Annotated in this window: 27 protein-coding genes; 13 read left to right on the plus strand and 14 right to left on the minus strand. The window is 60.4% G+C overall.

The genetic code is table 11. The features are described from left to right. The first annotated feature begins 22 nt into the window (after positions 1 to 22). Positions 23 to 844 carry a hypothetical protein gene (locus BA011_RS13295; protein WP_065280810.1) on the plus strand — a complete coding sequence of 274 codons (822 nt, stop codon included), beginning with the start codon at positions 23 to 25 and terminating at the stop codon, positions 842 to 844. Between the two features lie 105 nt (positions 845 to 949). Then, positions 950 to 1,882, plus strand: a complete 933-nt coding sequence (locus tag BA011_RS13300; RefSeq protein ID WP_011652946.1) for a ribose-phosphate pyrophosphokinase — start codon at positions 950 to 952, stop codon at positions 1,880 to 1,882. A gap of 226 nt (positions 1,883 to 2,108) precedes the next feature. Here the strand turns inward: BA011_RS13300 and BA011_RS13305 are convergent, their stop codons facing one another. Beyond that, positions 2,109 to 3,650 carry a hypothetical protein gene (locus tag BA011_RS13305; RefSeq protein WP_065280811.1) on the minus strand — a complete coding sequence of 514 codons (1,542 nt, stop codon included), beginning with the start codon at positions 3,648 to 3,650 and terminating at the stop codon, positions 2,109 to 2,111. A 102-nt stretch (positions 3,651 to 3,752) separates the two neighbouring features. Next, positions 3,753 to 5,837 (minus strand): putative bifunctional diguanylate cyclase/phosphodiesterase, encoded by a 2,085-nt coding sequence (locus BA011_RS13310; RefSeq protein WP_065280812.1) that lies wholly within the window; start codon positions 5,835 to 5,837, stop codon positions 3,753 to 3,755. 296 nt (positions 5,838 to 6,133) lie between these two features. Here BA011_RS13310 and BA011_RS13315 point away from each other — a divergent pair, with 296 nt between their 5' ends. The 5 genes from BA011_RS13315 (at position 6,134) to BA011_RS13335 (ending at position 11,396) form a co-directional block, all read left to right on the plus strand. Continuing rightward, positions 6,134 to 6,742, plus strand: coding sequence for a 50S ribosomal protein L25/general stress protein Ctc (locus BA011_RS13315; RefSeq protein WP_065280813.1), 609 nt, complete (start codon positions 6,134 to 6,136; stop codon positions 6,740 to 6,742). A gap of 184 nt (positions 6,743 to 6,926) precedes the next feature. Beyond that, on the plus strand, positions 6,927 to 9,278 hold the full coding sequence (locus BA011_RS13320) for an EAL domain-containing protein (RefSeq protein ID WP_065280814.1): 2,352 nt from the start codon (positions 6,927 to 6,929) through the stop codon (positions 9,276 to 9,278). 24 nt (positions 9,279 to 9,302) lie between these two features. Next, positions 9,303 to 10,016: a substrate-binding periplasmic protein gene (locus tag BA011_RS13325; RefSeq protein WP_065280815.1), complete on the plus strand. Its 714-nt coding sequence runs from the start codon at positions 9,303 to 9,305 to the stop codon at positions 10,014 to 10,016. Between the two features lie 190 nt (positions 10,017 to 10,206). Continuing rightward, positions 10,207 to 10,938, plus strand: coding sequence for an aminoacyl-tRNA hydrolase (pth, locus tag BA011_RS13330; protein ID WP_062944451.1), 732 nt, complete (start codon positions 10,207 to 10,209; stop codon positions 10,936 to 10,938). Then, complete coding sequence (locus tag BA011_RS13335; protein ID WP_065280816.1) at positions 10,935 to 11,396, plus strand: GNAT family N-acetyltransferase; 462 nt, start codon at positions 10,935 to 10,937, stop codon at positions 11,394 to 11,396. The genes pth and BA011_RS13335 overlap by 4 nt, the downstream gene beginning before the upstream one ends. A 31-nt stretch (positions 11,397 to 11,427) precedes the next feature. Here BA011_RS13335 and clpS read toward each other — a convergent pair whose 3' ends face one another. The 3 genes from clpS to BA011_RS13350 all read right to left on the minus strand — a co-directional run bounded on the left by clpS (position 11,428) and on the right by BA011_RS13350 (position 12,502). Beyond that, positions 11,428 to 11,739, minus strand: coding sequence for an ATP-dependent Clp protease adapter ClpS (clpS, locus tag BA011_RS13340; protein WP_065282531.1), 312 nt, complete (start codon positions 11,737 to 11,739; stop codon positions 11,428 to 11,430). A gap of 96 nt (positions 11,740 to 11,835) precedes the next feature. Continuing rightward, the gene (locus BA011_RS13345) at positions 11,836 to 12,234 is read right to left on the minus strand and encodes a type II toxin-antitoxin system VapC family toxin (RefSeq protein ID WP_065280817.1); all 399 of its coding nucleotides are present in this window, start codon (positions 12,232 to 12,234) and stop codon (positions 11,836 to 11,838) included. Next, positions 12,224 to 12,502, minus strand: coding sequence for an AbrB/MazE/SpoVT family DNA-binding domain-containing protein (locus tag BA011_RS13350; RefSeq protein WP_065280818.1), 279 nt, complete (start codon positions 12,500 to 12,502; stop codon positions 12,224 to 12,226). The genes BA011_RS13345 and BA011_RS13350 overlap by 11 nt, the downstream gene beginning before the upstream one ends. A gap of 153 nt (positions 12,503 to 12,655) precedes the next feature. Here BA011_RS13350 and ychF point away from each other — a divergent pair, with 153 nt between their 5' ends. Beyond that, a complete protein-coding gene (ychF, locus tag BA011_RS13355; protein WP_062944450.1) occupies positions 12,656 to 13,759 on the plus strand; it encodes a redox-regulated ATPase YchF in 1,104 nt (367 codons plus the stop codon). Between the two features lie 167 nt (positions 13,760 to 13,926). Here ychF and BA011_RS13360 read toward each other — a convergent pair whose 3' ends face one another. Beyond that, the gene (locus tag BA011_RS13360; RefSeq protein ID WP_065280819.1) at positions 13,927 to 15,042 is read right to left on the minus strand and encodes a hypothetical protein; all 1,116 of its coding nucleotides are present in this window, start codon (positions 15,040 to 15,042) and stop codon (positions 13,927 to 13,929) included. Positions 15,043 to 15,123: 81 nt separating this feature from the next. On the opposite strand from BA011_RS13360, the gene BA011_RS13365 reads away from it, so the two are divergent. Both BA011_RS13365 and BA011_RS13370 read left to right on the plus strand, forming a co-directional pair. Beyond that, entirely contained in the window at positions 15,124 to 15,615 is a 492-nt protein-coding gene (locus tag BA011_RS13365) for a MaoC family dehydratase (protein ID WP_065280820.1), read from the plus strand. A gap of 16 nt (positions 15,616 to 15,631) precedes the next feature. Further along, entirely contained in the window at positions 15,632 to 16,099 is a 468-nt protein-coding gene (locus BA011_RS13370; protein WP_065280821.1) for a MaoC family dehydratase, read from the plus strand. 24 nt (positions 16,100 to 16,123) lie between these two features. Here the strand turns inward: BA011_RS13370 and BA011_RS13375 are convergent, their stop codons facing one another. The 4 genes from BA011_RS13375 to petA form a co-directional block, all read right to left on the minus strand. Then, the gene (locus BA011_RS13375; RefSeq protein WP_065280822.1) at positions 16,124 to 16,666 is read right to left on the minus strand and encodes an adenine phosphoribosyltransferase; all 543 of its coding nucleotides are present in this window, start codon (positions 16,664 to 16,666) and stop codon (positions 16,124 to 16,126) included. Between the two features lie 115 nt (positions 16,667 to 16,781). Next, positions 16,782 to 17,663 (minus strand): cytochrome c1, encoded by an 882-nt coding sequence (locus BA011_RS13380; protein WP_065280823.1) that lies wholly within the window; start codon positions 17,661 to 17,663, stop codon positions 16,782 to 16,784. A gap of 25 nt (positions 17,664 to 17,688) precedes the next feature. Further along, positions 17,689 to 18,969, minus strand: a complete 1,281-nt coding sequence (locus BA011_RS13385; RefSeq protein WP_065280824.1) for a cytochrome b — start codon at positions 18,967 to 18,969, stop codon at positions 17,689 to 17,691. 14 nt (positions 18,970 to 18,983) lie between these two features. After that, positions 18,984 to 19,562: a ubiquinol-cytochrome c reductase iron-sulfur subunit gene (gene petA, locus BA011_RS13390; protein ID WP_065282532.1), complete on the minus strand. Its 579-nt coding sequence runs from the start codon at positions 19,560 to 19,562 to the stop codon at positions 18,984 to 18,986. Between the two features lie 283 nt (positions 19,563 to 19,845). On the opposite strand from petA, the gene BA011_RS13395 reads away from it, so the two are divergent. Further along, the gene (locus BA011_RS13395; protein ID WP_065280825.1) at positions 19,846 to 20,778 is read left to right on the plus strand and encodes an endonuclease/exonuclease/phosphatase family protein; all 933 of its coding nucleotides are present in this window, start codon (positions 19,846 to 19,848) and stop codon (positions 20,776 to 20,778) included. On the opposite strand, the gene BA011_RS13400 is transcribed toward BA011_RS13395, so the two are convergent. After that, the gene (locus tag BA011_RS13400) at positions 20,734 to 22,647 is read right to left on the minus strand and encodes an ABC transporter ATP-binding protein (protein WP_065280826.1); all 1,914 of its coding nucleotides are present in this window, start codon (positions 22,645 to 22,647) and stop codon (positions 20,734 to 20,736) included. The two genes, BA011_RS13395 and BA011_RS13400, sit on opposite strands and share 45 nt — an antisense overlap. A gap of 162 nt (positions 22,648 to 22,809) precedes the next feature. Here BA011_RS13400 and BA011_RS13405 point away from each other — a divergent pair, with 162 nt between their 5' ends. Continuing rightward, entirely contained in the window at positions 22,810 to 23,040 is a 231-nt protein-coding gene (locus BA011_RS13405; protein WP_065280827.1) for a CopG family ribbon-helix-helix protein, read from the plus strand. A 35-nt stretch (positions 23,041 to 23,075) separates the two neighbouring features. Here the strand turns inward: BA011_RS13405 and BA011_RS41580 are convergent, their stop codons facing one another. The 3 genes from BA011_RS41580 to BA011_RS13415 form a co-directional block, all read right to left on the minus strand. Beyond that, entirely contained in the window at positions 23,076 to 23,390 is a 315-nt protein-coding gene (locus tag BA011_RS41580) for a type II toxin-antitoxin system RelE/ParE family toxin (RefSeq protein WP_151343469.1), read from the minus strand. Then, the gene (locus BA011_RS13410) at positions 23,387 to 23,656 is read right to left on the minus strand and encodes a ribbon-helix-helix domain-containing protein (protein WP_065280828.1); all 270 of its coding nucleotides are present in this window, start codon (positions 23,654 to 23,656) and stop codon (positions 23,387 to 23,389) included. Before BA011_RS13410 ends, BA011_RS41580 begins: the two co-directional genes overlap by 4 nt. Positions 23,657 to 23,744: 88 nt before the next feature. Further along, positions 23,745 to 25,601: an ABC transporter ATP-binding protein gene (locus BA011_RS13415; RefSeq protein ID WP_065280829.1), complete on the minus strand. Its 1,857-nt coding sequence runs from the start codon at positions 25,599 to 25,601 to the stop codon at positions 23,745 to 23,747. Between the two features lie 386 nt (positions 25,602 to 25,987). On the opposite strand from BA011_RS13415, the gene BA011_RS13420 reads away from it, so the two are divergent. Next, positions 25,988 to 26,449 carry a tRNA (cytidine(34)-2'-O)-methyltransferase gene (locus BA011_RS13420; protein WP_065280830.1) on the plus strand — a complete coding sequence of 154 codons (462 nt, stop codon included), beginning with the start codon at positions 25,988 to 25,990 and terminating at the stop codon, positions 26,447 to 26,449. Positions 26,450 to 26,463 lie beyond the last annotated feature (14 nt).

Raw genomic sequence — 26,463 nt, forward strand, 5'->3', positions numbered from 1 at the left:
TGCGGGAAGGACGGACCAAGGGATGACGCGAGCTGCGATTGTGCCCACGCTCCTGTTCGTCATGGCTCTACTGACAGCCTGCAACACGACCGATGCGCTGACGCCGCAGGTCGACATCGGCAATTCCTCCGGGGGCGCCCCGTCGAGCCCGGTGACGCAGAGCGAAGCCGAGCGCTTGGCAGGCACCCGCCAGCCGAGTTTCTCGGGAAGCTCGCAGCAGGGCGGCTACCATCCAGCCTATGATCAGTCGCAGCGGGCCTTTCGACCCGGCACCGGCGCGCCGCCGACGACGATGCAGGAACAGGCAGACGCCCTGTCGAGAAGCGGCTCCTCACCGGCCGCCTCGGCCCCGATCGACGGACAATCGCTGCCCCCGCCGGCGGCCAGTGGTGAGCTTGCCGCACAGCCGGCTCCGCCGGCCGAGGCGCAACAGCCGCAGCAGACCGCCGCCCTTCCTCCCAGTTCCTCCTCCGCCCGCGGCAATACCGTGCGCTTCCTACCGATCATCGGCGCGCCGGTGCAGGCCGTGACACCGCTCTCGCGCCAGCTCGGCGCCGAGGCGCGCGCGCACGGCCTTTCCATCAAGAGTTCGAACGACGCGAGCAGCGACTACATCCTCAAGGGCTACCTCTCCGCCTTCAGCGACGACGGCAAGGTCACCGTGGTCTATGTCTGGGACATTCTCGACAGCGGCGGGGGCCGCCTGCATCGCATCCAGGGACAGGAAAGCGTGCCGACGGCCGCGGCCGATCCATGGGCGGGCGTTCCGGCCTCGGTGATGCAGCAGATCGCCTCGAAAACCATCGCGGAATTCTCTTCCTGGCGGCAGGCTCAGGGCGGTTAGTCACAAACTTTTTGCAAATATGGAAGCCTGTGGCGCCTTTGCCCTTGCATTCACGGGGAAGCTGACTAAAAAGCGCGGCTATCAGCGCGTAACAGGCGGACCAAAATGAAGGTTTTCGCGGGCAATTCGAACCGGCAACTCGCCGAAGCGATCTGCAACTATCTCAATGTTCCCTTGGGGAAAGCCAGTGTTCGAAGGTTTGCCGATCAGGAAATCTTCGTGGAAATCCAGGAAAATGTGCGCGGCGAGGACGTTTTCCTTGTACAGCCCACCGCTTTTCCCGCAAACGACCACCTGATGGAACTGCTGATCATGATCGACGCCATGCGTCGTTCGTCAGCCCGCCGCATCACCGCCGTCCTTCCCTATTTCGGCTATGCCCGCCAGGACCGCCGAGCCTCCGGCCGCACGCCGATCTCCGCCAAGCTGGTCGCAAACCTCATTACCGAAGCCGGCGCCGACCGTGTCATGACGCTCGATCTCCATGCCGGGCAGATCCAGGGCTTCTTCGATATTCCGACCGACAATCTCTTCGCCATGCCCGTGCTGACGCGCGACATCAAGAGCCATTATGACCTCAGCAACGTCGTGGTCGTCTCGCCTGACGTCGGTGGTGTGGTTCGCGCCCGCGCGCTTGCCAAGCGGCTGGACTGTCTTCTGGCCATCGTCGACAAGCGTCGCGAGCGGCCGGGTGAATCCGAAGTCATGAACATCATCGGCGACATCACCGGCAAGGACTGCCTGCTGATCGACGACATCGTTGATTCCGGCGGCACGCTCTGCAACGCGGCCGACGCGATGCTGGCCAAGGGCGCATCCAGCGTCACCGCCTATATCACCCACGGCGTTCTCTCGGGCGGCGCAGTCACCCGCGTCACTTCCTCGAAGCTTCGCGAACTCGTCATCACGGATTCGATCCAGCCGACCACGGCGGTTCTCTCGGCGCACAATATCCGCATCGTGACCACGGCTCCTCTGATCGGCGAAGCCATCAGCCGAACGGCTCAGGAAGAGTCCGTCTCCAGCCTGTTCGATTAAAGAGAGCCGGCATTCGACCGGCTCTTTCAATTTCTGCATTAGATGGACCAAGCTATTACCGGGCATGCCCTCCGAGCCGCAGGATTTGCTGGCCGTTGATTGTGGCGGAGACGCGTTTCGCAAGCGGCCGCCCCGATCGTTGGTTTCGGCGAAGCTTGTGACGTAAGGCGCAAAAAAGCCGGCACAAGGCCGGCTTCCTTTCATTGCGGATACCAATTGATAATACTCAAGGCTGCTGCGGTGGCGCAGGTACCGCATCCTGCCCCTGATCCGGTTCCTGCTCAGTCTCCAGCCCCTGATCCTGATCCGGACCATCCGGCCCCTTGATCTGCTGGCCGTTGACGGCGACTGCACCATCGCGGCTGACACTGATGTCCCAGCGCGAGCGGCCATCTGCATCGGTCTTGGCGAAACCCTTCACCATCATGATGCCGAAGGAGACCTGGTTGAGATCGGGATCCGTCTTGGCAAGCTCCTGAACCGCGGCAATCGTCTTGTCGAGATCACGGGCAAGGATCGTCGCCTCCATCGAATAGTCCTTTTCGGTGTCGACCCGCCCCTCGATCTTGCCGGTCATATCGAGGTCGTAGACATCGGATTTGGCGCTGACCTTGGGAAACTCGACGGCGAGCCGGCCGTCGCGGAAGAGCTTCTTCGCCATCTCCTCGCCGCTCGTCTCCGACGCCTCGGCGCTGCTGAAATCCACCGCCATGAAGGCGTCGCCGAAGGTTGCGAAATCCAGATTCGGCATGGCGAGCTGCAGCTCGAAGCTGGTCGGCACGAAAGTAGAATAGCTTGCCGGCATCAGCGGGCTGTCGAGGCTGATATCCTTCGCATTGATGCCGAAGCCGAAACGCATGGCGTCGCTCGGCCCGTCGACGGCCACATTGTAACCGAATGCCTTGACGCCGCCATTGCCCATCTGGCTGCTGATGGTCAGATTATTGACCCCGATCGTCTCGCTGAACGAGGCAAGAATCGGGAAGGCTTGCTTGAGCATTCCCTTTATCTTGTCGCTATTCTCCGGGCTTAGTTCCTTCTCCTCGAGATGGTCGAGAACGAAAAGGACGATCTCGCGGATCTGCTTGGCCGGCAGGCCGTTCACCTTGGCATCGAAATCGATCGAATCGGCACGGATTTCAACGGGCGGCATTTGCAGGCCGGAAACCTGCTCGACGAAAGTGGACATCGAGCCGCTGCCCGCAAAATCGATACGCCCGTTGCCGCCTGCGCTGTCCGTCGAACTCAGCTTTTGGTCGATCGCGGCGATGCTGGCATGGACTTCCTCGGTCTCGGACTTGCTGGTGACCTTGATATCCTTGGCGGCGAAGGTGCCGGAGCGCAGATAGCTGATCGCCGGATCGAAGACGCCGGTGTAGACAAGCGAAGCAATGGAATAGGAGAAATCCGTCGGCTTCTGGTCGGGGCCTTTGAAATGACCGGAGACGTTGAGGTTGTTGTCACCCTCGATGTTCCAGAGCCCGCTGTCGAGCGGCGTGGCGAACATCGAGAACGGCGTCAACCCGCTGATCGCGAATGTCGCCGGATCGGCCTTGGCGAGCAGCTTCGCCAGATCGTAAATGATCTCGTATCGCGCGCCCGCCGGATTGACGGTGATCAGGCCGCTCTTTGCCAGATCCTCGGGAAGCAGCTTCGTCAGCGTGTCCTTGACCGCATTGGCGCCATCCTGATTGATCTCGACACCCTGGGCCGTGGTGACAAGGCAAAGTGCCAGCAAGCTCGTTGCCGTGACAAGTTTGAGACGCATAGTCCGATTTCTCCTCAGCCGCTTTTTTGAATGCGGGCCATCCAAAGATGCGAAGCGCGCCGATGTCAACCTCAGCTGTTGCAGAGAATGGCAATTTGCCGCTCACGCGGCCGCGGATTTCTTCACGACCGGCGCAAGAACCGTTTCCAGCTGTACGGCCGGCACCTCGCCGTTGACGATCGCCTCGATGCCCGAGCGCGGTCCCGGCTTACCGAAGAGGAAGCCCTGCACCTGCAGGCAGCCTTCCCGTCGCAGGAAATCGATATGGTCTTCGTTTTCGACGCCTTCAGCAAGCACCGGTATGTCGAGGCTTGATGCAAGAATTAGCGTCGAACGCACGATTGCCGCAGACTGCTTATTGGTGACGACGCCGTCGACGAAGGCGCGGTCGATCTTGATCTTGTCGAACGGGAAGCTCTGCAGTGTCGACAGTGACGAATAACCCGTGCCGTAATCGTCCATCGCCACCTTTACGCCGAGCGCTTTCAGCCGGCGGATGGCCTGAAGCGCATGTTGATGATCGGCGATGATGCCGGATTCGGTGATCTCGATCTCTAGTCGCGCCGCCGGCAGGCCGGTCTCAAGCAGGATCTGATGCACGATGTGCGGTAGGCGGTTGTCGCCGAGCTGCTGCGGCGCGACGTTGACGGCGATGCGTAACGGGTTCTTCCAGGTCGCCGCTTCCGCGCAAGCGGCCCGCAGCACCCATTCACCAAGCTCAATGATAAAGCCGGTCTTCTCCGCGATCGGAATGAATTCGACGGGTGAGATGTAGCCGCGCGCAGGATGTCTCCAGCGCAGGAGCACTTCCAGGCCAACGATGTCGCGCGTCACCGTGTCATTCTGCTGCTGGTAGAACAGCTCGAATTCGCCGCGCGCCAATCCCTCCCGCATCTCGCTCGCCAGCGCGTTGCGTTCGCGCGCTACCTGGTCCATCGAGGGCTCGTAGAAGCATATGCTGTTGGTCGCTGTCGATTTTGCCCGATACATAGCGATATCGGCCTGCGACAGCAGGTCATCCAAAGTATCCGCCTGTCCGGGATAGGTGGAGATACCGATACTGGAGCCGACGGTCAGCGCATGGCCGTTCCATTCGATCGGCCGGGCGATCTCGTCAAGCATGCGTTGTGCCAGTCCCTTGGCGTCCGAACGGACGAAATAATCGCACATGACCGCCACGAACTCGTCGCCGCCGACCCGCGCCACGAACTGGCCGTTCTGCATGATCCTGGACAGCCGCTCGGCGACGGCGCGCAGCACGGCATCGCCGGCGGCGTGGCCATGAACGTCGTTGATTTCCTTGAAACGGTCGAGGTCGAAGGAAAGCACGGCGATATTGGCCGTCATGTCCTTCGGCTTGTTGACCAGCGCCGACAGATGCTCGTTGAAGGCGGCGCGATTGGCAAGATTGGTCAGCGGGTCATGCAGCGACAGATGGCGATAACGCTCGACGGCTGCCTGGGTCGACTGCATGTCGATGATATAGGTGGAGGCGCCCAGCGTCAGGATGATGATCATGACGGCGCTGACGAGACCGGTCATGATGCCGTCCGAGATGATCTCGGTGGGTGCGGCGACAGTGGCATCCGGCAGGATCGTCAGCCCCGCCATGCCAGTGAAATGCGTGAGCACGATCGCAAGGATCAGTGAAAGGGCAGCCCCGTGGCGGCAGAAACGCGTGATCGGCCGGCAGACGCGATTGGTGGCGACTGCGCCGAACAAGCCGGCCAAGACCAGCGAGGCGGCGACATAGGAAGTCTGCCATTCGAGACGACCCTCGATCTCGTAACCGGCGATCCCGACATAGTGCATGACCGCGATGCCGAGGCCGACGATCACGCCGCCTGCCTCGATGAGCGCGCTCTTCTGCGCGATTGACGCGATGGCAAAGCCGATCATCGTCGTCGCGACGGCGGCAAACAGCGACAGCAGCGTCAGTGTCGGCTCATAGCCGTTCGCCACCGGCGTCTGGTAACCGAGCATGGCGATGAAATGCGTCGTCCAGATGGTCGAGCCGCCAACGAAACCGGAGAGAAACAGCCAGTTGGTTTTCTGCAGCCCCTGCGATCGGCGCACCCGGGTGAAGAGGCGCATCGACAGCATCGATCCGAGAACGCAAATAACGGTGGCGAAGATCAGATGCGGAAGGCTGTGTTCGACGGTGATACAGGAAAGGACGCGCAACATGAGAGGCAACCGGCAAATTGAGACGGCCCTGCTTATATTGGCGGGTAAACGCAGGATTTATTAATCGCCGCCGATTTCGTTTTCGATGGTTAAACCTTGGCGAAAGCGTGTATATGGGCAAAAAACAACCCAAATCCGCAACTTGCGTTTCCGATCGACTTATAATATAGGCCACCGGTCCGTGTAGACACCCTTGGAGGCAACGCGGATGAGGTCGGGTCATACCGCCTCCGGTTCGTCGGAACAAGGCTTTTGCCCGCCGCCGAACTCTCCAAATAACCTCGAAAGGAATAGCCATGAGCCAGGAAACTTACGAGCTCAAGGCCGAGGCGCGCGAACGGGTTGGTAAGGGGTCCGCCCGTGAACTTCGCCGCAACGGTTTGATTCCCGCTGTCATCTATGGTGACAAGCAGGCCCCCATCGCCATCGCTCTCAACACCAATGAGGTGACGAAGCGCATTCACGCCGGTAGTTTCATGACTACCGTGGCGACGATCGACGTCGACGGCAAGAAGCACAAGGTTCTGCCGAAGGACTACCAGCTCGATCCGGTCCGTGACTTCACGATGCATGTCGATTTCCTGCGCGTCTCCGGCAACACCCAGGTGACCGTTGAAATCCCCGTTCACTTCATCAACGAAGAGAAGTCCCCGGGCCTCAAGGTCGGTGGCGTTCTGAACATCGTTCGCCATGAAGTCGAAGTTCATTGCCCGGCCGATGCGATCCCTGAGTTCTTCAACATTGACCTCAGCGGCAAGAAGATCGGCGACAGCATCCATATCGCGGAAGTCACCTTGCCGAAGGGCGTCACCCCGGTCATCGACCGCGACTTCACGATCGCGACGATTATCGCTCCGGCTGCCGGCATCGACGAGAGCGCCGCGGAAGGCGAAGCCGAAGCCTGATCGCTTCGACCAATTTGTAAAGCATATGGCCCGCTTTCCCCTGGAAAGCGGGCTTTTCATTGCTCGGAAACGCCCCGTTTCAGCAACATTTAACAAATTCGTGAAAGCATGCTCCGTCAGCTGCGAAGAAGCCCGCCTCAACGCGCGACAGCAAATACGGCCGGCCCGGGGAGTAGACGGAACCATGAACAATTCCGTTGAGAACAGATTTTTTGCGATAGTTTGCGGAGCGCTGCTTGTTTTTGTCGCTCCCCTCTTTGTTCTCTTCCTTTTTCTTTCCTCGGAACGGGCCGACAAGGAAATACGCGACCATATCTCCGTTCTTCTTGTCGCCAATGCCCAGGCGCTGGCCAAACCCTTGTGGGACCTCGATGAGGATAGCGTCACCCAGATCAGCGCGACGGTCGTTTCCCAGGGCGCCATCGTCAAGGTCGAAGTGCGTGACCAGTCAGGCCAGCTCGACGTCAGCCAGTCCACCATTCCGCGCTCCTTCGACGGCAAGCTCGTGCAGGTGTCGCGCGCCATCATCTACAACACCGTCGACGGTCCGAAGAACCTCGGCAGCATCAGCGTCTATTATCCCGCCCTCAGCCTGTTTTCCGGCCTGAAGCAGGAAGAAGTCGTCTTCATCTCGATCTTCATCTTCGCGGTGCTGACCGTTTTCGGCACGGCGCTGATCGGCAACCGCTTCTTCGTCATCCAGCCGCTGATGCGGCTGACGGCGGCTATCGAGGCCACCCGCCAGCTGGGTTCCCGCCATCATGTCGACTGGCAGTCGAACGACGAGATGGGACGGCTCGCCCATAGCTTCAACGAGATGCAGACCAAGCTCGAAAGCGAGGAAAAGGAGCTGAAGCTCGCCCACCGCCGCGCCACCGATATCTACAATCTGACGCCCGCCATGCTCTTCTCGCTCGACGAGGAAGACCGCATCACCGCCGTCAGCGATTATTGGCTGCTTGCCACCGGTTATAACCGTGCCGCCGTCATCGGCCGCAACTTCGCCAATCTCGTCACCCCCCCGACCCGCGACAAATTCGTCAAGCGCCGCCAAGCCGAAAGCGGCATGACCGTCACCGTCAAGTTCGTTTGCCTGGATGGCCGCACCATGGACGTCCTCATCATGGAATCGGAGGCGGGAGCTGGCGCTCAGGACCGCCTCTCGCTATCGGTCATGACCGATGTGACCGAACTCAAGGCGTCCGAGGACCGCAACCACCGCCAGGCAATCACCGATCACCTGACCGGGCTTCTCAACCGCCAGGGCTTCGAAGCCGTCCTCGACAACAAGATCGCCGCCGCCGATGCCGCCGGCCAGGAACTCGCCTGTCTCTTCGTCGATCTCGACCGCTTCAAGTGGATCAACGACAATATGGGCCATGCCGCCGGTGACACTGCGCTGGTCGAGCTCGTCGAGCGCCTGAAGATCCATCTTGCCCCCTCCGACGAGGCGGCCCGTCTCGGCGGCGACGAATTTGCCATCCTGCTGCCAGCCAAGGACGCCGAAAACCGCGCCAAGGTGATGTGCGAGCAGATCGCCTCGATCTTCGAAACGCCATTCGCGCCCGACATGCATCTGAGCGCTTCCGTCGGCATCGCCATCTATCCGCATCATGCTGCAACCGCGGCCGAGCTGCTGCAAAAATCCGACATGGCGATGTATGCCAAGAAACGCGATGGCAAGAACGGTGCGCAGCTCTTCGACAATGCCATGCTCGACCGTGCCCGCAGCCGGGCCGAAATCGAGGCCAATATCGAAGCCGGCCTCGTCGACAACTGGTTCGAAGCCTTCCTGCAACCGATCGTCACCCTGAACGGCCGCGGCATTGCCGGTTTCGAGGCGCTGATGCGCCTCAACCATCCGCAGAAAGGCTTGATGCCGCCGGCCGAGATCATCAGCGTCGCCGAGGAAACGGCAAAGATCGTCCGCGTCGGCAACGTCATCATGGAAAAGGCGATCGCCAACCTCGCCAAGATTTCCCGCATATCAGGCATGCAGGATACCTATCTCGCCATCAACTTCTCGCCGCTGCAGTTCGAGCCGGCGCTGCCGGCCCGTCTTGCCGCCATCGTCGGTCGCCACGGCATCCGTCCCGAGCGCATCGTCGTCGAGATCACCGAAGCCGTGCTGATGCACGACAACCCACAGATTCGCTTGATCGTCACGGAACTTCGTCGCTTCGGCTGCCGCATCGCGCTTGACGATTTCGGCACGGGCTATTCGTCGCTGAGCTACCTCAACCGCTTCCCTGTCGACATCATCAAGATCGACCAGTCCTTCACCCGCGCGATCAACGACGGCGACGACGACGTGCGCCAGAAGAGCCGCATGCTGATCGAAGGCATCACCACACTTTCCCACAAGATGAACTGCACCGTCATTGCCGAGGGTATCGAGACCGAAGAGGAATGCCGCACGCTCCATCAGATGGGGCTTGACTATGGCCAGGGCTATCTCTTCCATCGTCCACAGCACGCCGCCACGCTGATCGAGGAACTGACGGCCTCGCAATCGGCCGTCGCACGCGCCTCGTGAACGAAGAACCAAGGAGATGAACGGATGAAAAAACTCCTGCTTCTCGCATGCCTGGCGCTGCCCTGCACCGCCCATGCGCAAACGGTGACGTTCACGACCGAGGACTATGCACCCTTCAACTATCGCGAAGGCAAGGAGATCAAGGGCGCCACCGTCGAGCAGGTCGAAAAGGTGATGGCCGCGATCGGCGTCGACTACACAATCGAGGTCATGCCCTGGGCGCGCGCCTACGGCCTTGCTCGCACGGCGCCGATGACCTGCGTCTTCGCGACTGCCCACAACAGCACGCGCGATCCATTGTTCAAATGGGTCGAACCGCTGCTCATCGATCGCAATATCCTGATCACGCGAAAGGGCTCGGGCGTCACCGCCGGCAATCTGGACGAAGCGAAGAAATATACGATCGGTACTCAGCGCGAGGATTACACCGAGACGATCCTGAAGGAAAAGGGCTTCACCAAGCTCGATGTCGCCAGCGACTTCAACGCGACGCTGCGCAAGCTGCTTGGCGGGCGCATCGACATGATGCCGATCTCCGAACTCTATTTCGAAAAGCTGAAGGCAGACCAGCCGGTGGAATTGGTGACCGTGCTCTCCGCCCAGCCAATGGGCATCGCCTGCGAGAAGAACTTTCCGGACGATCTGCTCGCCAGGATGCAGGCTGCCCTCGACAAGCTGATCGCCGATGGAGACCAGAAGCAGATCTTCTTGAAATACGGCATGAACCTGTCGGACTGACTCCGAAGATATCTGCCCTTTCCGCTTGACTTTGCTTTCATTTCGCGGTGGTGAACGGCGGGAAGTTCTAGAGCGCGTCGCGATCTTTCAGATTCGCTTGTCGCGCTTTAGGTCTTTGTTTTTATGCATGTGGTTGTCGCAGAACCGCTGCACACTTTGCGCGACATGCTTTAGTGAGGAAAAACAGGCCATGCTGATCATCGCGGGTCTCGGCAATCCCGGCGGCAAATACGTCGGCAACCGCCACAATATCGGCTTCATGGCCGTCGACGCCATCCATCGGCGCCACAGCTTTTCGCCCTGGTCGAAGAAGTTCAGGGCCGAGATCGCCGAGGGCGAGGTCGGTGGCGAGAAAGTGCTGCTGATGAAGCCGCAGACCTTCATGAACCTTTCCGGCGAGTCCGTCGGCGAGGCGATGCGTTTCTACAAGCTCCAGCCGGCCGATCTCGTGGCCATCTACGACGAGCTCGACCTTCCCCAGGGCAAGGCGCGGCTGAAGACCGGCGGCGGCCACAACGGCCACAACGGCATCAAGTCGCTCGATGCCCATTGCGGCAGGGAATACCGACGGCTACGCCTCGGTATCGGCCATCCCGGCATCAAGGAAATGGTGCAGAACCATGTGCTCGGCGATTTCGCCAAGGCCGACAAGGCCTGGCTGGAGCCGCTTCTCGACACGCTCGCCGACAATGCCGACATGCTGGTGCGAAACGAAGATTCGCAGCTGATGAACAAGATTGCGCTGGCGCTCGGCGGAAAGGCCGAGGAGGAGAAACCGGCGAAAGAAAAGAAGGACGCCGAGAAGAAGCCGGCCGGCCAGTCGCATATCCATCAGGCCCGCAACCACAATCAGCCGAAGTTGCCGGCCACCGGCCCGATGGCCGACATGCTGAAAAAGATGTTCGGCAAAAAGGGCGATTGAGACCGATGCCGGATCAAGACGTCATCATCCGCCCGGCTGCCCGCGGCGATCTCGCCGGTCTCATGACACTTTACCGTCACCTGAACCCCGCCGATCCGGTTCTTGACGAGGCCATTGCCGAAGAACGCTTTTCCGCCATCCTGGCCCAGCCCGGCATGACCGTCTTCATCGGTTTCGCGGGTGAGGTCGCCGTCGCCACCGTCACAAGCGTCGTCGTGCCGAACCTGACACGGAACGGCGCGCCCTATGCGCTCATCGAAAACGTCGTCACCCATGCCGATCATCGCAAGCGCAGTTATGCCCGCACCGTCATCGGCCACGCGGTCGCCGAGGCCTGGAACGCCGGATGCTACAAGGTGATGCTGCTTACCGGCTCGAAGAATCCGGCAACGTTGCGCTTCTATGAGAATTGCGGTTTCGTGCAGGAAAAGACCGGCTATCAGATCCGCCGGCCCTGACTCCATATTCGGGGCGGCCCTCGGAAAGCGCCTATTCCTCCGGTTCGGTGGTGAACATCAGCGGAAAGCCCATGCCTTTGGCAAGGTCGATGCCTTCCTTGGCTTTGGTCTCGGCGATATCCCTGACGCAGACCACGACCACGCAGGAACCAAGCTTGTGCGCCGTCATCATCACCCGGTAGCCGGTCTCCTCGCTCATGCGGAAGACGGCCTTCAGGATCGTGATCACCAGTTCGCGCGGCGTATAATCGTCATTGACGAGAATGACCTTGTAGAGCTTTGGCTTGTCCAGCTTGAGCTTCACTTTGGTCTTCGGTTTCAGGGCAATGTCATTGTCACTCATCGGAAAAACCCACCCGTTGATGACATGGAAAAGGCGGAGAAAAACATCCGCCATCAATATATTGCACCGTAAGCACGGCAGTTCAATGACGGAGTGTTATTCCGCGGAGAGCAGGAGGCAATTCTGGCCGGCTTTTTCCAGGATTGCGGCAGCCTTCTTGTCGAATGTCACGAATGTTTCGCCGCCAAGCCTGCGACCTTCGAAGACGATGATGCCATCGGCGAAGTCCCCGCCAGCATCGAGAAAGGATAATCCGGCTTCGACGGCAACTCTGTCATAGACAACCTTCCTGTCCGATATCAGCAGCCGGATGGCCGCTGATATCTCTGAAGCGCTCTTGCGATAGACCCGGCTGGCGACCCAGACGAATTCGCAAAACGTCAGATTGGAAATGAACAGGCGTTCGGCCTCGCGCATGAACGTCCTTGCACGCTCAGTTTGCTTCGGATCGTCGTGCACGGCCGAACGTACGAGCACATTCGAATCAACGATCATTGTCGACGCCGACCTCGCCTGCCCAGCCCGCCTTTATGGCCTCATCGATCTCTTCGAGCGTCGCATGAATATTCACCTTATTCTCCAAACTCCCGAAGAAGCTTTCCACCGAGCCGGCGACCGGCCGCCTCCCAACAGCAACGACCTCCAGTTTGCCGCCAGGCAGGAGATCGACATCGATCTTGTCGCCAGGCCTGACCCCGAGATGCTGAAGCACCTCCTTTTTCAGGGTGACCTGCCCCTTTGCCGTCACAGTCAGAGTTGCCATGCTGATGGTATCCTTTGCTCAAAAAGTAAGGCTAAACCGCCTTACCTTCAAGCCGAGCGCCTCAGCTTTTTCAATTCATGTTGCGAACCCTTGACCCAGGGCGGCCATTCCCGCATAGGCAGGGCAAAGTTACCAAGAGATATGGATCAAGCCATGGGCTTCAAATGCGGTATCGTCGGGCTGCCGAATGTCGGCAAATCGACCCTCTTCAACGCGCTCACCAAGACGGCGGCGGCACAGGCGGCGAACTACCCCTTCTGCACCATCGAGCCGAACACCGGCGAAGTCGCCGTTCCCGATCCGCGCATGCGCAAGCTTGCCGACATCGCCAAGTCGAAAGAACTGATCCCGACCCGCATCTCCTTCGTCGATATCGCCGGCCTGGTGCGCGGCGCCTCGAAGGGTGAAGGCCTCGGCAACCAGTTCCTCGCCAATATCCGCGAGGTCGATGCCATCGTCCATGTACTCCGCTGCTTCGAAGACAGCGACATCACTCATGTCGAGGGCCGCATCAACCCGGTCGCCGATGCCGAGACGATCGAGACCGAGCTGATGCTTGCGGACCTCGAAAGCCTGGAGCGCCGCACCGAGCAGACACGCAAGCGCGCCACCGGCAAGGACAAGGATTCGGTGGCGATGCTGCCGATCATGGAAGCCTCGCTGAAGCTGCTCAACGAAGGCAAACCGGTTCGCACGCTGCTGTCGACGCTCGATGCGGAAGAAATCGTCATCCTCAAGAGCCTCAATCTTCTGACCTCGCATCCGGTGCTCTACGTCTGCAACGTCGCCGAAGGCGATGCTTCGACCGGCAACGAATTCACCGAAACCGTTGCCGTCATGGCGAAGGAACAGGGTGCCGAAACCGTCGTCATCTCGGCGGCGATCGAGTCTGAGGTCGCCCAGCTTCCCGAGGAGGAAGCCAAGGAATTCCTCTCCGCCCTCGACCTTGACGAGGCCGGCCTCGACCGGTTGATCCGCGCCGGCTACAAGCTGCTCCACCTCATTACCTATTTTACCGTCGGCCCGAAGGAAACGCGCGCCTGGACGATCGAACGCGGCACCAAGGCGCCGCAGGCCGCCGGCGTCATCCATTCGGATTTCGAGCGCGGCTTCATCCGCGCCAACACCATCGCCTATGATGACTACATCAAATACAACGGCGAAGTCGGCGCCAAGGATGCCGGCAAGGCGCGCGACGAAGGCAAGGAATACGTCGTCCAGGACGGCGACGTCATCCATTTCCGCTTCAACACCTAAAGCAATTCCAGGCAAAGCGCGAAGCGATTTTCGCCGGGAATTGCATGAAAATAAAAGGTTAGAACGGTTCTGCGCTTCCATGCAAAGCTGAACCGCTCTAACCGAAAACCGCTGCTGTCCCGACCAATGTTGTCGCCCAACTGCTCAGCAGATTGGGCGACCTAGCTTTACGGCGTCGCCGCCAAGACGGCAGGCGGCAGTCTTTGCGAAATGGCGGCCGGCAGCGCCCGCAGCACGATGCGGCGCAGCGGCATCCAGCCTGTTCCGATGATGAGCACGATCGCTCCGACGACGATCAGCGTCGTGAAGATATAGGTGTCAACCGTCGCATTCCCCTGCCGGAAAATGCCGTAGATCGCAAAACCAAGCGACAGCAGGCCTGACGTGACGAAGGCGCGCCGATCGATGACAAGGCCGATCAGCATCAACACCACCACGCTGATAACAATGATGGGCGTCTTGATCGACACCGCCTGGGCAACATCGAGCAAATTGCCGTCGAACGACATCAGCAGCCTTACGCTGAAGAGCAGAGCCGGTGCCGCGCCGAGGTGAAGCCAGAAGGCGATATCGGAGCGTGTCGTCCGGCGCAACCGGTCGCCGAGGTCGAAATACAGCGCCGTTGCAAACAGCCCGAGCGCGCAAACGAGGAAGACCACCGCGAGCAGGAGGGGATGGTTGGAGAAGAATTGCGGATCGCCGCTCGCCCATTGCATGAGGCGCAATAGCAGGGTGAGCACCAGCGCAAGGGCCGAAGTGATGCAGAGCGCCAGCGACAGCGGCACGCGGTACCGGGCATAATAGAGGCCGAGAATGATCGGGAAGCCGGCGACGAACTGCGTCGCCTCCGCCCCGATATCATTGAAGACTGATGTTCCCGGCTTAAAGAAGAAGGACATCAGCAGGAATGTCCAGCAGAGCAGCGCAATCGTCAGGCTGACGGCCGGCAAAGCGAGCCGCTGGCGGCGCACCAGGATTTCCGAAAGCACGATGATCGCAGGCAGCACGGCATAGAGTGCGGCAAGCCCCCAGAGGCCGCCGAGCGCCACCACGACGCCGATGGTGATCAGCACGTCGTGGAAGCCGCGCACGAAGCGTGGCGTCTCGGTATCCGACCAGGAGGCCTGCCCCTCCGCTTCCATTGCCGGCTGTGCCTCAGCGACCCCACCCCCGATGACGGCGACCCCGCGCTCCGTCAGGAACGGCAGAAGACGCCCGCCCGCCTCCGGCGAAATCAGCTCCTGGCGCACGGCCTCGTCGAGTATCGACCTTAGTTCAGTCATGCCGGTTTATCTCCCCGGAATCATTGAGCCCGCGCGGATGCTATTGTAAGCATTGTGCTCTGCATATGGCGGGAGAAGCGAATGTCGGCAGAAAAGCTTTCCTTCGAGGATTTCCAGCCCGGTCGCCGCTTCGCGCTTGGCCCGAAGCCGGTGACCACCGATGAAATCGTTGAGTTCGCAAGCGAATTCGACCCGCAACCGATGCATCTCGATGAGGCTGCCGGCCGCGCCAGCATTCTCGGCGGCCTTGCCGCCTCCGGCTGGCACACTTCTTCGATGTTCATGCGCATGATGGCCGACAGCTACGTGCTGAACTCGCTCTGCGAAGGTGCGCCCGGCGTCGATCTGATGGAATGGCGAAAGCCGGTGCTTGCCGGCGACACGCTGTCCGGCCACTCGACCGTGCTTGAAGCCCGGCCGATGCGATCGCGCCCCGGCATCGGCATCGTCAAGTTTCGCCACGAGGTGGAAAACCAGCGCGGCGAACTCGTCTGCGTATCGGAGAATTCGGTCATGTTCGGCATGCGCGCCCGGCCAGCCGATATCGCCATAAACCCGGAGACATCAGCATGAGCCCGGAGGCGTCAGCATGAGAATGTCCGAGCTTTACGCGGTTGGCGAGAAGGCCGAGATCGGCAGCTACATTTTTACCGAGGAAAACATCATCCGTTTCGCGGCGCGCTACGATCCGCAGCGTTTCCACGTCGACAAAGAAGCCGCGAAAGACACCCTCTTCGGCGATCTCTGCGCCTCAGGCTGGCACACCACCGCCGCCTGGATGCGGACCTTCCTCGCTTTTTGGGAAAGGCAGAGCGCCGCACTCGCGCAAAACGGCCTGACGTCGCCGAACCTCGGCCCTTCGCCCGGTTTCCAGAAACTGCAATGGCTGCGGCCGGTCTTCGCAGGCGACGTCGTCAGCTATTCCGTCGCCTTACTCTCCAGCCGGGCGCTTGCGTCGCGGCCGGGATGGCACCTCAACACCATCCTCTGCGAGGGTGTCAATCAAAACGGCGATGCCGTCATCCGCTTCGAAAGCGGTGTGCTCGAATTCGACTGACGCCGCAGGCAGGAGTACGAGGGTTCAGTGGCCGGAGAATTCGACCAGCGTATGCACGACGACGCCGAGCTCTTCCAGCTTCCTGCGGCCGCCAAGATCCGGCAGGTCGATGACGAAACAGGCGCCAACCACTTCCGCGCCGATCTGGCGCAGCAGCTTCGTCGCGCCGACCGCCGTGCCGCCGGTGGCGATCAGGTCGTCGACCAGGATCACCTTCTCGCCGGGCTGGACAGCATCGCGATGCATCTCCATCTCGTCGACGCCATATTCCAGGCTGTAGGCGATGCGCACGGTCTCGTGCGGCAGCTTGCCCTTCTTGCGGATCGGTACGAAGCCTGAGGAAAGCTGGTGCGCCACCGCGCCGCCGAGGATGAAGCCGCGCGCCTCCATGCCGGCGATCTTGTCGATCTTCATGCCGGCATAGGGCTGCACGAGTTCGTCAACCGCCCGGCGGAAAGCCCGAGGGTTGCCGAGCAGCGTGGTGATGTCGCGGAAGATGATGCCGGGCTTGGGATAGTCAGGAATGGAGCGGATGCTGGCTGCGAGCTCCGAAGTCGTATTGTTCATGGAAAATCCATATCTGCGAACGCATGAAACTGGCCGCACCCTACCAATTGCCAGGGGCGGAACCAACAAAAAAGGCGGCCCGTAGGCCGCCTTTCGAAATCCGGCGGGGAACCGCTCAATGTTCCTTATTGGCGTAGATCGAGCGCTTCGTCAGGTAGATCAGCACCGTGAAGATCGCCAGGAAGATCATCACCATGAAGCCCGTGCGCTTGCGCTCCTCGAGATGCGGCTCCGCTGCCCACATCAGGAAGGCGGTGACATCCTTCGAATACTGGTCGACCGTCGCCGGCGCGCCGTCATCATAGGTCACCTGGCCGTCAGCGAGCGGCTTTGGCATGGCAAGGACGGCGGCAGCATTGAAATAAGGGTTATAATGTCCCCCCTGCGGCACCTGGAAACCGGCCGGCGGCTCTTCATAGCCGGTCAGCAGTGCGTGGATATAGTCCGGGCCGCTTTCCTGATATTGCGTGAAAATGTCGAAAACGAACTGCGGAAAGCCGCGCTCGACTGAGCGGGCCTTGGCAATCAGCGAAAAATCGGGCGGAGCCGCGCCATTGTTGGAAGCAGCCGCGGCTTCAGCATTGGGGAAAGGCGACGGGAAGTAATCGGAAGGAACCGCCTTGCGGGTAAACATCTCGCCGCTGGCGTCGGGACCATCCTGGACCTCGTAGTTCGCGGCGAAGGCCTTCACCTGCGCCTCGGAATAGCCGAGCTCGTGGAGCGTGCGGAAAGGCACGAGCTTCATCGAATGACAGGCTGCACAGACTTCCGTGTAGACCTTGAGGCCGCGCTGGAGCTGGCCCTTGTCGTAATGGCCGAACGGACCGGCGAAAGACCATTCCTCCTCCTTCGGATGCTTCAGCGGATAATGCGGCGTCTCACCTTCCGCGTGATGGGCCGGAGCCGCACCATTGGCGGGCGCCTCCTCGGCCAGAGCCGCGCCGCTGAGACCGGCAACGACAGCGAGCGAGAGAATGCTTGCAACAAGCGTTTTCATGTTTCTATTCCCTTCCGTCGCGCGCTTACGCATTGGCCGCTGCACTGGCGGCAGCTGTCTTGTTGCGCTTCTCGAGCACCGCTTCGGTGATCGAGTTCGGGATGCGGCGCGGCGTCTCGAGGAGGCCGAGCACCGGCATGGCAACCAGGAAGAATGCGAAGTAGAGGAGCGTGCAGACCTGAGAGATCCAGACGAAGTCACCTTCCGCCGGCTGCGATCCGAGCCAGCCGAGGATGATCGCGTTGATCACGAACAGCCAGTAGAACACCTTGTACCAGGGACGATAGACCGCGGAGCGAACCTTGGAAGTGTCGAGCCAGGGCAGGAAGAACAGCACGATGATCGCACCGAACATCACCAGCACGCCCCCGAGCTTGGAATCGATCGGGCCGACGTTGAAGGTGATCGAACGCAGCATCGCGTAGAACGGCAGGAAGTACCATTCCGGAACGATGTGGGCTGGCGTCTTCAACGGGTCGGCCGGGATGTAGTTGTCGGCATGGCCGAGGAAGTTCGGCATGTAGAAGACGAAATAGGCATAGACCAGCAGGAAGACCGATACACCGAGAGCATCCTTCATGGTCGCATAGGGCGTGAAGCGCACCGTGTCCGTCTTCGTCTTAACCTCGACGCCCGTCGGGTTCGTCTGGCCGACGACATGCAGCGCCCAGATGTGCAGGATGACGACGCCGGCAATCATGAAGGGCAGCAGGTAATGCAGCGAGAAAAAGCGGTTCAGCGTCGGCTGTTCGACGGCAAAGCCGCCGAGTAGGAACTGCTGCAACCATTCGCCAATCAGGGGAAAGGCCGAGAAGAAGCCGGTGATGACGGTCGCACCCCAGAAGGACATCTGGCCCCAGGGCAGAACGTACCCCATGAAGCCGGTCGCCATCATCAGGAGATAAATGACCACACCGAGAATCCAGAGAATTTCTCGCGGCGCCTTGTAGGAGCCGTAGTAGAGGCCGCGGGCAATATGCAGGTAGACCGCGACGAAGAAGAAAGACGCGCCATTGGCATGCATATAGCGCAGCAGCCAGCCATGATTGACGTCGCGCATGATCTTTTCAACGGAGTTGAAGGCAATCGTCGTCTCGGCGGCATAGTGCATGGCGAGAACCACACCCGTCAATATCTGCAGGATCAGCATGACGGAGAGCATTGCGCCAAAAGTATAGGCATAGTTCAGGTTACGCGGAACCGGATAGGCGACGAAACTATCATAGACCATGCGCGGCAGCGGAAGGCGCGCATCGACCCATTTCTCGAGGCCGGTTGATGGCTCGTAGCTGGAATGGCCACTCATATATCAGTCTCCCCTCAACCGATCTTGATTTTGGTATCGGACACAAATGAAAAGGTCGGGATTGCCAGGTTCTCCGGCGCAGGACCTTTGCGAATGCGGCCAGCCGTGTCGTAGACCGAGCCATGGCAGGGACAGAACCAACCATTGTATTCGCCGGCCTGGCCGAGCGGTACGCAGCCGAGATGCGTGCAGGTGCCGATCATGACGATCCAGTTTTCCTTGTCCTTGCCGCCCGAACGGTCAACACCCGTTGCCTGAGCGTCGGCGGGAAGGTTTGCATTGCGCGCGATCGGGTCCTTGAGATCCGACAGCGGAACATCGGCTGCGGCCGTCACTTCTTCCGGGGTGCGATTGCGGATGAAGATCGGTTTGCCGCGCCATTTGACCGTCAGCGACATGCCGGGTTCCAGGCTGGCAACGTCGACTTCGATTGAGGCGAGAGCGAGCGTCGAAGCGTCAGGACGCATCTGATCGATGAACGGCCAAGCGACCGCGACGGCGCCGACGGCGCCCGCCATACCAGTGGTGAGATAAAGGAAATCACGGCGAGTGGGTTCGCCCGTGCCCTCGCTTGTCGTTTCGTGTTCGCTCACGGCTAACATCCTCTGCGCAATTTTCGCGGAATTCCGCCCTACCCCTCTACCGGCGAATCTCTCTAGACACAATTCGGCCATAGATTCCCCAGCAATCCGGCGCGTTCTATGCTTGATCGCAAATTATGTCCAGCCTTGGCAAGGGGATGAGGGCACAATGTCGCGGGAAATTTCGGATGAATTTTTTAAGGCAAACACACGCTTGCCGTTATGTTGCATTGCAACAAAAAAGCCCTCGTGATAGGCGCAGTCCAAGCCATGCCAGCGAGCCGGACCGGAGCGGATGAGAGACACGATTTTTTGCGTATTCAGCGTTCTTACGACGCTCGTTCTCGCCATTGTCTCCCTGCGATACGTCACCGATTTCTATCTGCTATCCTTCTTTTACAGCTTCCAGGTCCATCTGGCGGTGGCCGGCGCGGCGGCTTCCTTCGCAGCGCTTCTCGTCAAGCGGCACTGGTATGGCCTGCTGACGCTCGCGGTATCGGCGGTCCTTGCAGTCCATGGCATTGCGATGATGCGCGAATTCGTCGAACCATCAGTCGAAGAGAGCCGCCCGGCCCTCTTCAGGCTGATGTCCTTCAACATCGAGAACGATAATTTCGCAAACGGCCCTCACATCGCCGACATGGTCATCGCCTCAGGCGCCGACGTCGTCAACATCCTGGAGGCCGAACCGCTGCTGTCGGAACTGCCGCGGTTGTTGAAGACCTATCCCTATTATATCGGCTGCGGCGTCGGCATGGAGCAATGCGATACGTTGGTGCTGTCGAAGCGTCCGCTGATCGAACCCCGAATCCGCAATCTCGGCCTGCTCTGGCGCAACCGGTTGACGATCTCGACGATCAATTTCGATGGCCAGAAGGTCAATTTCCTCGCCGCGCACCTGACCAAACCTTATTACGACGAGTTCCACGGCCTGGAGGTCTGGGATCTCGCGGAGGTCATCCCTACCCTTTCGGGACCGCTCGTTCTGGCCGGTGATTTCAATACGTCGATTCTCGCGCCCGACATGCAGTATCTCATGCGCACTCAAGGCTTGGGCACGGCATCGCTGGAGCCCGCGACATGGCCGATCCGCGCCGGCGCCTTCGGTATTCCGATCGATCATATCTTTACCCGCGCGCCGCTGCGGCTGAAATCGGTCCGCCGCATCGAGAACGGCTTCGGATCAAATCATTTTGGCCTCATGGCGGAATTCGTCGTCGACCCTTGAGCCTGCATCCTCATCCGTAGCAAGGAAGCCGCCGGACTGGCGCGCCCAAAGTTCGGCATAGAGCCCGCCGTGGCGAAGCAGTGCATCATGGCTGCCTTCCTCGATGATCCGTCCGAGATCGACGACGATCAGCCGATCGAGCGCGGCGATCGTCGACAGCCGATGGGCGATCGCAAGCACCGTCTTGCCTTCCATGATCCGGTGGAGATTGGACTGGATCGCTTCTTCCACTTCCGAATCGAGCGCCGACGTCGCCTCGTCGAGAACGAGGATCGGCGCGTCCTTCAGCATGACGCGGGCAATGGCGATACGCTGCCGCTGCCCGCCGGACAGTTTGACGCCGCGTTCGCCGACATGCGCATCGAAACCTCTGCGGCCCTGCTGATCCTGCAGGCGTTCGATGAAGTCGATGGCTTCGGCGCGCCTGGCCGCCTCGACCAGCCCCTCCTCGCCGGCATCGGGCCGCCCGAACAGGATGTTGTCGCGCACCGAACGATGCAGCAGCGAGGTGTCCTGGCTGACGACGCCGATCTGCATCCTGAGAGATTCCTGCGTCACGGCTGATATATCCTGGCCGTCGATCAGAATACGGCCGTCCTGAATATCGTAGAGGCGCAATAGCAGGTTCATCAGCGTCGATTTCCCGGCGCCCGAACGGCCGACGATCCCGACCTTTTCGCCCGGGCGGATGGTCAGCGAGAAATTCTCGACGACCGGCTGGTGGCCCTTGCCGTAGCGGAAGGAAACATTGTCGAAACGGATGCCGGGCTGCCGGATCACCAAGCTCCTCGCATCGGTCCGGTCGACGAGCCCCAGAGGCTGGGAGATCAGCTCGGCGGCGTTCTGGATGGTGCCGAGGTTGCGCATGATGCCGTTGAATTGCGTCATCAACCGTCCGAGCAGGAAATTCAGCCTGAGCACCAGCGCCAGCGAAAACGCCACCGCACCCGAGCTGATGAGGCCGCGCAGCCAGAGATCGACGCTCAGGCCCGCCATCGTCACGATCATCAGGCCGGAAAGCAGCGCCATCGAGGCCCTGACGCCGGTGATGAACCGCGTGAATCGCAACACCGTATCCTGATAAATATCGAAGCCTTGCCGCATGTAGCGGTCGGTCTCCTCGTCGCGTGCAAACAGCTTCAGCGTCTGCATGTTGCTGTAGGAATCGACCATCCTGCCGTTCAGCATCGATCCGGCTTCCGCCGTTTCGCGGGAATGATGGCGGATCCGCGGGACGAAGTGGCGGGCAAGCAGGCTGAAGGCGCCAAGCCAGAACAGCACGACAGCGGCAAGGGAAAAGTCCAGCCGGGCGACGAGCACGAGCGTCGTTACGGCATAGATGCCGACGAACCAGACGCTTTCCATCAGCGAGGTGACGAGATCGCCGGTGGCCTGTCCCGCCGACCAGACCTTGGTGACGATGCGTCCGGAAAAATCGGTCTGGAAGAACGACAAGGATTGCCTGGAGACGTGGAGATAGGATTGCCAGCGTGCGAGATTGTAAAAACCCGGCGTGATCACCTGCTGGTCGACGAGCGCGATAAGGAAGGCGATGACGAAGCGCACGAGCCCGATGAGGGCGAGCATGCCGAACAGCTCGCCGCCATGGGCAGCGAGAAGGCCGCTCCAGCCGGCCCCCGGCGTGATGCTGCCGAGGATATCGACGAGCCGCCCGACGAACCAGAAGAGCGCTGCCTCGATCGCCGCCGACGCGCCGCCGAGAACAAGCATGGCGATGAACGGCGTCCTCGCCTGGCCGATATAGAACCAGATGAAACCGAGCGTCGAGCGCGGCGGCTGGAGATTGGCGCGTGGGCGGAACGGATCGATCCAGGTTTCGAACCGGCGGAGGATGGGGCTTAAGAACATGGAAGCGATATAGGCGGAATAACCGGACCGGCAAAGGGAATGAAAAGCGACCGAAACCTTATATTTTGGTAATTAATGGTAACATCGGCGGCATACCCATTGAATGCCCCCGAACCGGTCACAATCTCACGTTACGATCGCGCTTTACCGGAGACCACTTCCATGGAAACGAAAATGCTCGATGTGCATATTCCGCTTCCGCTTGCAGAAAGGCTGGATGCCTTGGCATTCGCCCTGGGGTTGCCGCGCGACGAGATCGTCGCCGAGGCCATTGCCACCTGGATCGATCAGGAGGAACACCGCCGCCTCGTCGCGCTGCGCACGATCGCCGCCGCCAACACCATGGTGGTCGTCGAAACTCACCGCGTGATCGATTGGGCCGACAGTTTGTGAGCGGAAAAACAAGCTCCGCATGGTCGTCGCGGGCGTCAATCCTCGCCAAGAATACCGATAACATCCCGGCGGCCGTGCAGAACGCGCAAGATCGTAACTGCTTCACTCTCAACGATATAATAAGCGCGAATATCCTCGAAACCTGAAACAGGCCATGATCTAACGCCCGCCAAATGCGAATTGACAAATGTTTTAGGCGTGCCGGAATGAGGATAGTCGAGAAGGCGTGTGAAAGACTGCTCGGTCGCATGCAGGAACCGCAGACCGAGCTCCTCTCCACCATGCTCCGCAAGATAGGCAAGCTGTAACAGTATATCGTTGCGAGCTACCGGCTTGACTGTAAGCCTCACGGCGACTTCTTTTTACTCTGCGCGGCTAGCAACTGCGCGGCATCTTTTCTCAGATCGCTCCAGAATGCCGGCGTTGCCTCCATGGCATCACCCGATGCCAGGCCCTCGAGCAGCAAAGCCTCGAGCCGCGCCTCGTTTTCGCGCGCCTGCGCATCACGAACGAGGCCGCGGAAATATTCGCTGACATTGCCATAGCCCTTGCTGGCCATCTGACTTTCGACAAAAGCCTTGAGGCTGTCTGGCAGTGAAATCGTCACGGTCGCCATAGGCGATATCCTTGTTGAGACCAGGAAATGTAGCACAGCTTCTTAATTGTTCTCAACAGTTAAGCAGGCCCGCAGGGAGGGCCGAGCTTTATTCCGCCGCCACTTCCGCTTCGTCGGCGTGATCGGAGAGGAAGCCGCCGGACTGGCGGTTCCAGAGGTCGGCATAGATACCGCCTGCTTCGATCAGTTCGCTGTGCGAGCCGGCCTCGATGATCCGGCCCTTGTCGAGCACGATCAGCCGGTCCATCTCCGTCAGCGTCGAAAGCCGGTGGGCGATGGCGATCACCGTCTTGCCCTCCATCAAGGCGAAGAGGTTTTCCTGGATCGCCGCCTCGACTTCCGAATCGAGCGCCGAGGTCGCCTCGTCGAGCACCAGGATCGGCGCGTCCTTCAGGAAGACGCGGGCGATCGCGACGCGCTGCCGCTGGCCGCCTGACAGTTTGACGCCGCGTTCGCCGACCTGCGCGTCGAGCCCCGCGCGGCCCTGCATGTCGACGAGGCCTTCGATGAACTCCCAGGCATTGGCGCGTTTGGCGGCCTCGATCACCTCGTCGTCCGTTGCTTCGGGACGGCCATAGGCGATGTTGTCGCGGATCGAGCGATGCAACAGCGAGGTGTCCTGCGTCACCACGCCGATCAGCGAACGCAGGCTTTCCTGCGAGACGCCGGCGATATCCTGCCCGTCGATGGTGATGCGGCCGGTCTCCAGATCGTAAAAGCGCAGCAGCAGGTTCATCAGCGTCGTCTTGCCGGCACCGGAACGGCCGACCAGACCGACCTTCTCGCCTGCCTTGATGTCGAGAGACAGGTTGTCGATGACGCCCTTGCTCTTGCCGTAGTGGAAGCGGATGCGGTCGTAGTGGATCGCGCCCTTCTTCGCCGTCAGGGTGGGTGCGCCCGGCTTGTCGACGATGTCGTGCTGTTTGCTCATCATCTCCATGCCGTCATAGACCGTCCCGATATTCTCGAACAGCGCCGAGACTTCCCACATGATCCATTGCGACATGCCGTTGACGCGCATGGCAAGACCGATAGCGATGGCGATGGCGCCGACCGAGATCGCCCCGTTCAGCCAGAACCAGATCGACAGGCCCGAGATGACGAAGAGCGCAACGCAGTTGTTCACATAGACGAAGATGTGGAAGAGCGTCACCTTGCGCATCTGCTTGTGCACGGTCTGCAGGAACTCGTCCATGCCCTCCTTGGCATAGACCTCCTCGCGGCCCGCATGCGAAAACAGCTTGACCGTCGCGATATTCGTATAGCTGTCGACCACGCGGCCCGTCATCATCGAACGCGCATCCGCCTGCGCCGCCGCGATCTTGCGAAGCCGCGGCACGAAATAGGCGACGATGCTGATATAGACCGCGAGCCAGACGAGGATCGGGATCATCAGCCGCCAGTCCGCCGCCGCAATCACGATGATCATCGTCAGGAAGTAGGTGACGACATAGACGAAGACGTCGAGGATCTTCATCACCGTTTCACGTACGGCAAGCGAGGTCTGCATCACCTTGGTGGCGACACGCCCGGCAAACTCGTTGGCAAAGAACGACATGCTGTGGCGCAGCAGAAAGCGGTGCATCTGCCAGCGTGCGATCATCGGATAATTGCCGAGCATCATCTGGTGCATGATGAAAGACTCGAGCCCAGCCGTCAGCGGCAGGCCGACCAGCACCAGCGCCGCCATCCAGAAAAGCTTGTGGCCTTCTCTCTCCAGGAATGTGGCGCGGTCGGCATTGGTCAGCCAATCGACGATGTCGCCGAGGAACTGGAAGAGCGCCACTTCGCCGATAGCGATCAGCGCGGTCAGCACGGCCATCAGGCCGAGCCAGGGCGCAGCCGGCTTGCTGTAATGCCAGCAAAAGGCAAAGAGACCTTTCGGCGGGGCGACAGGGTCCTCGCTGGGAAAGGGATTGAGTCGCTGTTCGAACCAGCCAAACATGAAATTGCTCCGAAACGTCAGCGTTCCGGCTCCCGGCTTCGCGCCATCCCAGCGCCATGCAAGCACATATGGGAACCGAACGTTCAAGGGGCGAGGCTGAGACAGCCGCACAATGGATCAAAAAAGGAAATTCAGGGAAGAAACCCGCACTATCGGCGGAAAATCGCACCGCTTGGCATCACGGCCGGGAGGCGCACATACAGCAAAATATTCATTCTGGCGCTCCTTGCTGGCGATTGAAGATATGCACCGATAACGCGAAAACGAGGAATTTTCCAGCCCTGTTGTGCCAAAAATTTCATCTCTTCGGGTCAAAACGCGCCCTGTTGCGCCGAAATCACAGTTGCATTAGGCCTTGAGCGGCGAAAGCAGGAAAACGGCGCATCATGACTTCACTCAGACTGGCACTCTATCAGCCGGATATAGCAGGCAATACGGGCACCATCCTGCGTCTTGCCGCCTGCCTTGGCTTCGCGGTCGATCTGATCGAACCCGCCGGCTTCGACATCTCCGACCGCAACCTGAAACGAGCCGGCATGGACTATATCGCCGCCGCCGCCCTCACCCGCCATGTCAACTGGGACCGCTTCGAGGCGTGGCGTCTGAGCACCGGCCGCCGCCTGATCCTCGCCTCGACAAAGGCTGCGGAGCGCTACACCGATCTTGCTTTCCGCCCGGACGATGTCCTGCTCTTCGGTCGCGAAAGCGCCGGCGTGCCGGACCAGGTGCATGAGAGCGCCGACGCCCGCATCCTGATCCCGATGATCGAAGGCCAGCGGTCGATCAACGTCGCCGTCTCGGCCGCCATGATCGTCGGCGAGGCGATGCGCCAAACCGTCTGGGCCTGACGGACACCGGCGCT

The organism is Rhizobium leguminosarum, assembly GCF_001679785.1.
Classification (GTDB): domain Bacteria; phylum Pseudomonadota; class Alphaproteobacteria; order Rhizobiales; family Rhizobiaceae; genus Rhizobium; species Rhizobium leguminosarum_R.